Here is a 12155-nt window from a genome sequence, read left to right on the forward strand (position 1 = left end):
CCGTTGTCACACTCAAGCAATCTCACGACACAATCGTCGACGAGTCTTGTTGCAATTCACGGACTGCGCCGACCAATTGCCGTATCTCCGCGGCAGACGGCTGAAGCTCGTAGGCGTGGTGGTGAACCGCGCGGCTAAGTCTGTGCCAGATTCGTCGCGTCCGCTCTCCGACCTCGGCGCCCCGGACAGCGCCTAACGCAACGATTTTCGACCTTGTAGTCGGATACCCCAACAACGGCGACGACCACGACGCGCTCTGTTCCTCGATCCACTCCTCCAGCACCGAACGTGCCAGAAGCGCGGCGATTCGTGGGCCGCGCGCATCAAGACCGAATTCTCCGTCGAGCAGCCGGTCGGCATAATTGAGGAAGGCAACGCGTGAGGTCACGGCGATAGCTTCCGAAGGTCACCGGTCGCCAGACGCGTCTGCTTGACCGCCTCCTTGTAATCCTGCACACCAGTATGCGCACCCTTGGTCGCGACCAACATCGCCGCCCGACGCGCCGAGCCGCTGGACAGCCACTTCTCAATAGCGTTGTCATTTAATGGATCAACGGCCAGAGCCACCCGCAGCCTGGTCGTGGTTGCGTTCCCCCACGCTTCCTCAAGCTCGGCGCGTGTCCGACCCTCCGTCAAGAGACGTGACGAATACACGTCCCATGCGGTCGCCTCGACCGCTTCTCGACAGAGCACCGGAACGGCCTTCTTCTTGATGTCGTCGGGAACCGCTTCATCGACCGCGATCGCAAACGCGTCGTCGAGCAGACGGTCGGCCGGTCGCGTCGATTCCGTAACCGAGACAACGGAGTTCGCGCCTCGGGTTAGCTCTACGATTCGCGCTGGAGCACGAGAGACGCGAATCGCGGATGGAAGTCGGTCGTCGTGGGTAAAGACGACGACTTGACGGGTCTCCGCGAGCCGCACAAGCACCTCGAGAAAGCCGTCGATCTTCGATGGGTCCATGGCTTGGATCGGGTCGTCGAGGACGAGGAACCGAAAGGGACTCGAAGATGAAGTGGCCCGCGGAATGAAGATCGCCAGCGAAAGAGCCTGCAATTCCCCCTGACTCATGACACCGAACGCGTCGGTGTCGGAGCCGTCCACATCAGCCTTCAACACCACGCGACGCGATGTGTTCTGGCCTTCGAGGCGAATTTCACCGAGGTCGACATTGCTTTCCTGCCGCAGTGCGGCCCAAATACGTTTGGCCTCGTCCGCCAGCGGCGCGATGCGCTCGTTGCGTAACACACCGGCGTTCCTCTGCAACCACTTGAGCGCCTCGTCGGCGACCTTCAGTTTCGGCGCCGCTTCCGCGGCCCTTTCGGCCTTGCGGACCCATTCGGCCAGCTCGAGCGCGATCGGTCCCCAGGCGTCTGCGCGGAGCTGGATCAGTTGCGCGGCTTCCTGCCGCAGAGTCGCATAGGTCTGCCGTAGCGGTCCGAGGGTAGCCGAGACATGATCCGCCAGAGCGGCTTCGCCGTCAGCCGGTAGTTTCACGAAAGCGTCGTACGCTTTGCGCGCGGCTCCCAGCGTGGTCAGCTCGGCGTCAGCCGGCGGCGGCGCGGCGACTTCGCGCACGGCGGCCATCACCGCCGACCGTGCTTGGGCGGTCGCCGCGCGGGCTGCGGTCAGGGCCTGCGCCGCTTCCTGATCTTGTTCGAGTGCTGCCCGCGCGGCGACAGCCCACGACTCGTCGAGGATCCCGTGGCCGCATACGGGACACTTCTGATCACCGAAATGCTCGTGAAAGCCGAGACCCATCTCGAGGAGCTTGGCGCGGTCGGCGGCAAGAGCGTCAGATCGCTCCATCTCCTGGCGCTCGCTCTCAGCAGCAGACCGCAACGCGTCGCACTTGAGCGCGATGTCGTTGGGTTCACGCGCGGTCAATCGCTCAGCGCGTAGCCATGCCTGCGGCACAGCCGCGTCGGTCCCTTCCGTGATGAGCGGTCGCACCGCATCCAGGTCTGGCTTGGTCTTGCGGACATGTGCCAGTGCCGAAGCGGCACGGGGGTCCTCGTGGGATTCGAGCTTCGGCTTGAGTGCATCCCGGGCCTTGCGTACGTCGGCAGCGGGTTGCCGTAGTTGCTTCACTTCAACATCGAGGCGCGTTATCGCATCGTTGAGCTGCTCGAGCCCGAGGAGCTTGTAAAGCTGGTCATAGAACGCACTGGGACTGCCCTCGAGGATGCCGCTCAGCTCGTCGTAGCTCAGCAGCGGACGGTACATCTCTAGTGCGGTTTCCCACCCGAGTGTTGCGATGTCTTCCTGCTTCTTGCCGGCGCGCTGAACCCATCGCTCGCATTCGCTGACTGGGACATCTCCGGACGGCCAGTCGACACCGATCACCGCGGCGCCCGCCCCTTCCTCCGCGAGGCCGACGCGAATCTGCGATGTGTCGCCGGAATGCAGATTGCGCCAGTCCTGGGACCAGATCGCGGGCTTGTTTTTCCAGCGGGAGTTGGTTCCGGTGAGCGCGAGCTCTAGCCCCTCGGCGAGGGTCGACTTACCGGAGCCGTTGCGGCCAGCGACGACGGTGAGGCCGGGACCCGGCTTGAGCGGCAGCCTCGTCTGCCGACCGATGCCGCGAAAGCCCTCGACGGTGATCGAGGTCAGGTACGCGCCGGCCGGTTCGGCGGCGACGCCGGTGGGTGTGGTGAGGGCGTCGACGAGCTCCGTTCTCGTGGCGCCTTCGCCGAGAACTTCGGACAGATCACCCGGCCCCTCCAAGGCAGCCAGGACGACAAGGCGGGCTTCCTCATCGAGGTCAGCGTCCTCGTCGGCGCGGGCCAGGACGAAATCCTTGAGGCGGGCGTCGGCGACGGCGCCGCTCGGACCCTCGTCTGCAAGCGTCGACGTCATGTGTCCCCCGGATATGGGTCGAAAGCGTCCAGCCGCAGCCGCAGCCACAGTCGCATGGCAAAGCCTCCCCGCTTCTCCGCTTACTTCGTGCGACCTCGCCGATGGTAGCGAGAGTGACGCCGTGCTCGGTGGCGATCCTGCGAGGATCTCGGCGACGCTGGGCTCCTCAGGTGCGGGAACGATGCAGAAAATGAGGCGGATCGAGGCGCACACGCACGACCGACCGGAGGAACTTCGAGGGGTGTCAACCCTCTACCGAACTGGTCACCGATATCAAGAACTAGAGTCATCGGCGATTGCTAGCCATGGTTCGGAACATAACGGAAAACATCCGTGCGTCATCAGGAGGAGGGGTTGAAGCTAGTAAATTTACGGAGGTGAAGCAAAACCTGCGCAGTTTCAGACGGAAAACATGCAGAATCTGAGCTGGAACCGAGCAATCAAGATCGATTGGCCTCCTGCACAGTGACTTCCGATCTTGACACAGCCCAGTAACTCAAGGTACCCGGCAGGATAGCGAATTCGAAGTGAGGTGAAACGTGGGCACGGCCGATGCACCAGAGCCTGATTCTCACGTGGTAGTCGACGACGACCTCGACGCGGTTAGAAACCTGTGTACCGTCGGGGCGAACGATTGCTGGGTTCCGTCTATCGCAGGGCGGGTTCGTTGTCGCGCGCGCGGCGACGACAGACAGGAAGACGAGCTACCCACCTTCAAGCTGCGCCGATGGTCGTGGCTAGTCGCCCACGGGTACGCACACCAGCCACAACTTGCGTCCTCAGTCCAGCTTGGCCGCTATTGCCGGACCAAACGGTGCTGCAACCCCACACACCTATATCCAGTGGATGCTAACGGTCACGAGATCTCGCCGTCGGAATCGGCGTCCTCACGTAGCCACACGGGCGAACCCTACGTGTCATCTCCGCTCGTCATTTCGGCTGAGACGGAGCAACAACACGCTGGACATGCGGTCCAACCCGGGATCGGGCGCGATTGGAGCGGCGTCGTGGGCGATGATCTGGACGAGATCCGCAAATTTTGCGACACAAACTCAGATGGATGTTGGCTGCCGCGCTCAGCCCAAGCTGTACGTTGTCGAGGGCGGGATGACCAGCGGTCCGATCTTGACTTGCCGAAGATTCCGCTCCACCGCTGGGCCTGGATTGTCGCGAACCACCAGACTGGCAACTCCGTGCCAAGCTATTTGATTCAGATTAGACGCCGCTGCCATAGTAAAGCGTGCTGCAATCCAGAGCACCTAACTCCCGCTCTAGCCGGCGGGCGCGAGCTGACCGATGCGGAGGCGGCGTCGGTCATCGCCGCGGGCACCACAGCAGTAATCGGGAGCGAAGAGCCCGAGGGTCGGAACGGCCGCTTGGTTCTACAAGATGACCTTGACTCAATCAAAGGCGTTTGCGCGATTGACGACGCCGGCTGTTGGATTGCGCCGACGGCCGCACCAGTCGCATGCCGAGCCGTCGGCGATGATCGTGATCATCGGGACCTGCCGACCCTAGCTCCGCATCGATGGACTTGGATGGTTGTTCACGGCCGTACACGAAACCCATTACCAGGCCGCATGCTTCAAGTTCGGCGTCGTTGCAATAAGACGATGTGCTGCAAGCCTGACCACCTCTACCTGACTGCTCCAGATGGCCAGGAATTATCCCTCGAACAAGCGGAAATGTGGATACGCTCGGGCAAGCCAAGGTGGCAAGATGCCCTCGGCATTGCAGCTCGATTACGGCCAACCGACGACCGGCTTGTTCTCACTGACGACATCCAAGCAATCGCAGCCATGTGCACGGTTGACGATGCGGGTTGCTGGATCGCTCCGACATCTGGCCCGGTCGCGTGCCGCGCCGATGGTGACGGACGAGACTACCGAGACTTGCCCACCTTGGCTCCCCACCGTTGGACCTGGATGGTCATCAACGGACGGACACGGGACTTACTGCCTGGCAACAAGTTACACGTTCGTAGGCGCTGTAATAAAACGTTGTGCTGCAAACCCGATCATCTGTATTTAACAGCACCAGATGGCTACGAATTGTCACTCGAGCAAGCCGAAACGTGGCTACGTTCCGGCGAGACACGCTGGCAGGACGCAGTCGACGCGGGTGACTTGAATGACACCGGCAGAAGCTCCGGTAGAGCCGAAAGCCTCGAGCCCGATGGACCGTTGATCGAACGTACGGCGACATCAGTCAGTAGCGACGTAAGCGAAGGCGATCTCCAGAAGAACCAACGCCCAACATCATGGCTTGACGCGTTCCCCTGGCTCATGGGCGCAGCTGAAATCGGCTCACCCCCTTGGTGGGATGAGCCGATCGACGACTTTAATACGGCGCCTAGGCTCCAGCGCCTCGCCGAGATCTCGCGACTCGCCATGGAGCGCCTGACGCAATGGACAATCGGGCAAATTTTCCCTGGACTCTCCCCGGACGTCGACTTTCGCGAACTTCCACTGACCGTGCGCGCAAAGAATGTCCTTCAACGAGAAGGCTGCAACACCGCCGCCGACCTCGCAGGCGTCACACTCGATTCGATGATGGATTGGCGGCAGGTTGGAATCGGCACTGTCGACGTGATCCTTCGAACGCTGGCAGATTTCTCTACGTCCATCACGACGCCGCCGGTAGTTACGCAGCATCTCTCGCCGAGCCAGCCGCGCTCACATCCACATGGTGGTGCGACGCAGCCGTCATGGACGTCCTCGGTTGTCGATGCTTTGTCTGTCATCGCCGAGTGGTTCGCCACCGTTGGCACACCAGGCCAAGCCTTATTGAGTACGGAGCTTGCCGTTGGTGCGCCGCCTGCCGTGCTGAAAGCACGCCAACACCTGGAGACGCTGCGGGCGGACGACGTCCTGGGCGAAGATCAACTTGCACTCGACGCTGCAGCATTGTTTGACGCCGCACTTCGCCAGCTCGATTCGCGAGCGATCCAAGTCCTCCGACATCGCTTGTTCGCCGACGACCCTTTTACCCTCGACGAGCTAGGTCGTCAGCACAACGTTACGCGTGAACGAATTCGCCAAATTGAGGGCAAGGCCCGCGGAGAGATGCTGAGTTCCATCTCTGGTGAAGGCGCACTAGCCACCGTCGCGGAGGCTGCTCGAACCTTAATCGGAACGATCCGGCCGTTAGACGAACTCCTGAGCTTCATGCCCGCGCTCGGCCGTCTAGTTGAGTCTGTCGGACACCCAGCTTGGCGGGTTCTTGACCGACTCGATGATGCCTATGAGATCGAAGATGGGTGGTGCGTTGTCCCAACAATGACCGCGGCACGCGTCATGACGCAAACTCAGTTACAAGAGCGAGCGGACAAGTATGGCGTCGTCCGGCTCGAGGACCTCATGCTTGTTGAAACTGCTGAGCCCGATCGGCGCCCGGAGTTTACGGCATCGTGGCTATCACACTGTGGCTACATCATCGAGGGCGCATTTGTGCTTACGCGCACACAGTCGATCGGCGACTACGCGGCGGCCATATTGTCACTGACCGGGACGCCTATGAGCTCGAAGGACATCCTAGATCGATTCGTGTTCGAACGCAGCGTTACATCACTCCGGAATACGATGGCGCTCGATGACCGCTTCGAACGTGTCGACCGTGATCGCTGGGCGCTCACCGAATGGGGAATGGATACATATGCAGGAATCCGATCTCTAATTCGTGAGATGGTCACACGCAACGGAGGTCGCGTTGATCTCGACAATCTCGTGGAAAACATCACCGGGCGCTACAGTGTGAGCGCGAATTCCGTTATAGCTTATGCTAGTTCGCCACCCTTCGAGCAGCGGGACGGAGTGGTGCGGTTAGCCGGTGAGGGACAAGAGGTGCGAAAGACACCCGGTAGAACCCGTCGACTCTTTCGTCAGCATGATGCTTGGGCGTACCGGATCCGCGTAAGTAAGGACCACCTTCGCGGCAGTGGCTCAGTCGCGCCCAAAGCGATCGCAACCATCCTTGGTTTGCAATTCGGGGAAACCCGTCAGCTCGAGTCTCCGCTGGGCCCTCAGGTCGTAGCGTGGACTGGCACACAGCCGTCATTCGGCACAATCCGCCGCTTCTTGCTGGATGGCGACATCGCCGCTGGCACCGATGCCTTTCTCGTGCTCCATGATGATGGGAGCTTCTCGTTCTCACCATGCCGAGACATGACGGGTGAACCGCTCACCGACGTTCTGAGTCTGATAGGCACCCCGGGGACCACAGATCGTGAGGATGCGCGATCGGCGTTGGCACGCGCGGTCGGAATGGACGACACTGCACCGATTGTCAGCGTGATCGCTGCGTATCGAGAGCGCGGTGACGGCGACGTAGCGGATTTACTCACCAGTCTGCGGCATTTCCTGGAGACCGGCGAGATGGACCAACAGGAGCCAAAGCATAACGCCGCAGTTGACGAGATCTTGGATCTACTTTGACTTCTGAGCCGCGTGGCCTTCGGTCACTCCTCCTCAACGACCGCTATCGGAGCGACCAAGAAGATGTCGTTTCCAAATTCTTCGTGCCGGCGTTCAAGGTGGCCTCCAGCTATAGCAGAGCCGTCGGCTACTTCACTTCAACGAGCTTAGCGCTATACGCCCGGGGCATCGATGCCTTCGCTGAGCGTGGCGGCACTATGCGCCTAATCGCCTCTCCACATCTCAACGAGGACGACATCGTCGATATTGAACGGGGTTACGACAGAAGAGAAGTGATCGAGCGAGCGACGGTCCGCGAGCTGGATCAGGAGCTGGCCGAGTCAGTTCTAGACGGCCTAGGCATGCTCGGTCGGCTTATTGCAGACGGACGGCTAGACATCAAATTGGCTTTTGTTGAGCATAACGGACGCATCGGCATCTACCACGAGAAGATCGGCGTCTTTCGTGATGAGCTCGGGGATCTGGTCGGGTTTACCGGAAGCAGCAATGAAACGTACGGCGGCCTAGCGGCTAACTTCGAATCCGTTGAAGTCTATCGCGGTTGGGTAGCGGGCGATGGGGCGCGTGCGCTTCGACTGGAATCTGACTTCCAAGCCTTATGGTCAAACCAGACGCCTCATCTGAGCATCGAGCGATTCTCCGACGTGGCACGCGAGAGGCTCGTCAAGCTAGGACACGACCGTGCTCACCGGACGCTGCCCGGACGGGACAACGCCTTGACTCCGCCCGTCGTTGAGGTCTACGAACCAAATCGCTTAGCGTTCCCGAGCTGGCTAACCGTTCGCGACTATCAGCGCGGAGCTGTTGAGTCTTGGCTGCAGCATCGGGCTCGCGGCGTGCTCAAGATGGCGACAGGAACTGGCAAGACCAAAACCGCGATGATCGCCGCTACTCAACTGAGCAACACACTGCGTCAGCGTGAGCAACCGCTGATCGTCCTGATCCTTGCCCCACTTCAACACCTTGTCGACCAATGGATCACCGAAGTCCAGGACTTCGGCATTCGTCCAGTCGCCGTTTACGAATCCAGCCAGAAATGGTTGTCCGTATTAGAGGACCAACTTAACGAGTCCCGCATGGGGCAACGACCCATTACGGCAATGGTCGCCACAAACGCCTCGTTCGCAGGTCACAAGTTTCAATCGCTTCTTACGCGAATTACTCAACCGCTCTTGATAATTGCTGACGAGGCTCACAATCTCGGTTCATCGGCCTACCGCACCTTGCTTCCCTCGAACGCGACGTATCGGCTCGCGTTGTCCGCGACGCCAGAGCGGTGGTTTGACGACGAGGGCACCGATGCACTGCTGGACTACTTTGGTCCCATCGTGTTTGAACTCGGGCTCGAGGAAGCTATCAAGATGGGCGCCCTGACTCGCTACTTCTATCTGCCGCGTCTTATCGAACTGAACGAGACTGAGACCAACCTTTACGTAAACCTAACGGCACAGATCGCTGCACGGATCGCGGCAGGTGATGACTTGGAAAACGCCGACCCCGCTTCGCCCCTGGGGTTCTTGCTGCGCCAACGATCAGGAATCCTTGGCCACGCCGATAAAAAGCTGGACGCCCTACGTCAAGACCTCAGAATGCGCCGCGACTCCTGGTTCCAACTTGTGTACTGCGCGGAGGGACGCCGGCCATCGGAGCCGGCCGAGCCGGCTGGCCCGAACCAGCTTCAAGACGTGATGAACTTGGTCGGCAACGAGCTACATCTGTCAGCGCACTCATACATCTCTGAGACGCCACGCGCGGAACGCAAGGTGTTGCTTCGCCGGTTCGGTACCGGCAGTGATCTCCGAGTTCTAGTCGCGATGCGCTGCCTCGACGAAGGGGTCGACATACCGGATGCGAGAACTGGATACATCCTTGCAAGTAGTTCCAACCCGCGTCAGTTCATTCAGCGGCGCGGGCGTCTTCTTCGTCGGGCGGAGGGAAAGGATCATGCCGAGATCGTCGACTACCTCGCGGTCCCACCGGCAGGTACGCCAATAAACTTTGATGTGGAACGATCGCTACTTACTCGCGAACTCGAACGGGCAAACGAGTTCGGCAAGCTCTCCGATAACTACGAGGCAACTCTCGAGGTACTGCGGCCTGTGAAAGAGCGCTATCAACTGATGGATATGTAGGCGGACAGTGAACACTTATCAAGGGAGGGGCGGCAGGTGTCTGAAGGTCGCACGGAGAAGCATGTGCTCGAGGAACTCAGCAATGAGGAGCGGGCGCTGCTCAAACGAGTGCTTGAGATCGAGCGCGCCAAGCTTCACATGACTGCGTATGACGCGACAGACGATCTGCTCGCTGCGGTTAAGGAGATAATCCCATGAAGCTGAAGTCGATCAGCCTGACAAACTTCCGCCAATTTAAGGGCGTCCAAACGATCGATCTGACCTCGGACTCAGTAAAGCCGGTCACGCTGCTGTTCGGGGCCAACGGTTCCGGGAAAACGACGCTGCTCAACGCCTTCACGTGGGCGCTCTACGGCACCATGTCGGAAGATGTGGAACAACAACAACGGATGGTTACCGACAGCGTCTGGCGCGCCTTGCCGATCGGCGAGTCGATCGATGTCGCGGTCGACATCCGATTCGACCATGAGGGCCAGGACTATCGCCTGTTGCGTAGCGCCACTCTCCGCAAGGAATCTGACGCCCAGGGGCCCCTTTCGCCCGAGGTGCAACTCTGGGTGACACGTCGAGACGGTTCCTCGGAGATCAGTCATGCGCCGCAGGAGACGATCTACAGCATCTTGCCTCGCGGAGTGAGTCGCTTCTTCTTTTTCAATGGTGAGCGCATCGAGAATCTAGTCAAGAAAGGCGCGTACGCCGAAGTCCAGAAAGACATTAAGGTGCTCCTGGACCTGGAACAGGTGGAACGCGCTATCGCTCATCTGCCAAAAGTTGATCGCAAGTTGACGAATGAACTGAAAAAGCATGGGGGCGACACCGCCAGCAAGATCCAGGACGCAATCGACTCACTATCTGAACAACAGGCGAAGGCACGTGATGAGCTCAAGGTCATAGAGGGCGACTTGGCGATCCTGTCAGAGGAACGCGACCGCACTACGGACCTACTTCGTCAACACGCCGAGGCGGCGCCCATCCAAGCCCAACGCGATGCCGTCACTAGTGAGCTAGGCGAAGCGCGCGCGGCCCGCGAATCCGCGGAGGCGGAGCGGGCACTTCTGATCGCAACCCGCGGTTTTCAAGCCTTCACGGACACACTCGGCGAAAAGACGTTGGCAATAGCAGAATCCCTCTACAGGAAAGGAGCTTTGCCGGCGCCTCTAAAGCGAGAGTTCGTCGACCAACTTTTGGACGACGGCACGTGCATCTGCGGTACGCCGCTCATCGAACACTCCGAGCCATGGGACCACGTTAGGGAATGGCGCCAACGCGCCGGCCTCCAGGCAGTCGAAACTGCATGGCAGAAGCTCAGCGGCCAGATACCTCCTCTATCCGGCGCACGCGACGAACTGCGGGAATCTCTCGCCCAATTGATGAAGCGAATCAACGCCGAGCGGGACAGAGTTACCCGCTTGGAGGAACGCAAGTCCGAGCTTGACGGCAAGCTAAAGGACAGTCGGATGGAGGACGTTCAAGCGCTCGAGACCAAACGCATGGATCTCGAAAACCGGATCGGCATTAAACATCAACGAAAAGGTGCCATCGAATCTGAACTCCGGACGATCGCGAAGGAGATCGAGCAGAAAACCAAAGATAGGTCTCGCGCTGAGGTCACTGACGAATTGGCCGCCAAGGCGCGATCACGCTCGGATCTAGTTCAAAGTGTCAAGCGCGCCCTCGAGGAAATCCTGTCGATTCGTGAAGAGGACATGCGGAGACGCCTGGACGCCGAACTCAAATCAGTGTTCCAAAGCATCACTCACCAGAATCACATACCCACACTGAACGCAGGTTTCGAGTTGACGTTGCACAAAGACGTTGGCGGCGTCCAGTTGCCCGTACCGAAATCTACTGGCGAGAACCAGATCTTAAGCCTCAGCTTTGTGGCGGCGGTATCGAAGCTCGCCCGCGAGATACGAAAGGAACGACGTGCGGAGGGTACCGCAGCAGAGGATGCTGGGACCTTCCCAATCGTTATGGACGCGGCATTCGGCTCGCTCGATGAGGACTATCAGGAAGCCGTGTCCCGGGCCCTCGCGAAAATGGCTCCGCAGCTCGTCGTGCTAGTGAGTAAGAGCCAAGGCCTCGGCACCGTAGTAACCGAACTGATGCCTTACGTCAGCCACCTCGGCGTGATCGTGACCAACTCAACCGCCCCAGGAAGTGTCTCCGATGAGATCGAACTTGGGGGCATGTCGTATCCCTACATCCGGTCCGCAGAGTCGGACTACTCCGAATTCAAGGTGATCAAATGACATTGGCACCCACCGATGCCCGCGTCCGTCGACCGCAGCAGCACGAGGCGCTCATGCAAGAACTTCAGACTGAAGCCAAGTTTCCCACCTATCGAGACATCCTTCTGTACGCGGCCGCAGTCGGTTACCGCCACGAACGGCGGGTCCCATTTACGAACGCAGCCGGCGACCCAATTCGCTACGAAACCTTGACCACTCCAAGCTTCAGCGACACGCTGATCAATATGATTGCCGCAAATGTCGTTTCCGACGATCCCGAGATTATGGACGTCGCGCGTGTCGAGGAACGCCTCCGAATCTTCGAGGAATACGCGAACGGCGGGCTGGAGTATGTCCAGGAGCAGGTCAACGTGCGGCACAAACCAGCCAACTTGGTGCTAATCGACCTTGTCACTGAGGCATTCAGCGACGACGGCGGCGCCCAGGCGGCCACTGTCGATGAACTGCTTACGGGAGTGAACTGGGGTTAACCAGCATTG

Annotated in this window: 6 protein-coding genes; 5 read left to right on the top strand and 1 reads right to left on the bottom strand. The window is 59.9% G+C overall.

The features are described from left to right. Positions 1-384: 384 nt before the first annotated feature. Positions 385-3072 (bottom strand): AAA family ATPase, encoded by a 2688-nt coding sequence (locus tag G6N18_RS12260; protein ID WP_234806221.1) that lies wholly within the window; start codon positions 3070-3072, stop codon positions 385-387. A gap of 1712 nt (positions 3073-4784) precedes the next feature. Here G6N18_RS12260 and G6N18_RS12265 point away from each other — a divergent pair. The 5 genes from G6N18_RS12265 to G6N18_RS12280 all read left to right on the top strand — a co-directional run bounded on the left by G6N18_RS12265 (position 4785) and on the right by G6N18_RS12280 (position 12146). Beyond that, entirely contained in the window at positions 4785-7292 is a 2508-nt protein-coding gene (locus G6N18_RS12265) for a sigma factor-like helix-turn-helix DNA-binding protein (RefSeq protein ID WP_163689871.1), read from the top strand. Next, entirely contained in the window at positions 7289-9424 is a 2136-nt protein-coding gene (locus G6N18_RS12270) for a DEAD/DEAH box helicase family protein (RefSeq protein WP_083005199.1), read from the top strand. The genes G6N18_RS12265 and G6N18_RS12270 overlap by 4 nt, the downstream gene beginning before the upstream one ends. Positions 9425-9487: 63 nt before the next feature. After that, on the top strand, positions 9488-9622 hold the full coding sequence (locus G6N18_RS24730; protein WP_264007205.1) for a hypothetical protein: 135 nt from the start codon (positions 9488-9490) through the stop codon (positions 9620-9622). Then, the gene (locus G6N18_RS12275; protein ID WP_083005196.1) at positions 9619-11676 is read left to right on the top strand and encodes an AAA family ATPase; all 2058 of its coding nucleotides are present in this window, start codon (positions 9619-9621) and stop codon (positions 11674-11676) included. The genes G6N18_RS24730 and G6N18_RS12275 overlap by 4 nt, the downstream gene beginning before the upstream one ends. Beyond that, on the top strand, positions 11673-12146 hold the full coding sequence (locus tag G6N18_RS12280; RefSeq protein ID WP_083005192.1) for a DNA phosphorothioation-associated protein 4: 474 nt from the start codon (positions 11673-11675) through the stop codon (positions 12144-12146). Before G6N18_RS12275 ends, G6N18_RS12280 begins: the two co-directional genes overlap by 4 nt. The last annotated feature ends 9 nt before the right edge of the window (positions 12147-12155 follow it).

The sequence above is a fragment of the Mycolicibacterium celeriflavum genome, from assembly GCF_010731795.1.
Lineage (GTDB): Bacteria > Actinomycetota > Actinomycetes > Mycobacteriales > Mycobacteriaceae > Mycobacterium > Mycobacterium celeriflavum.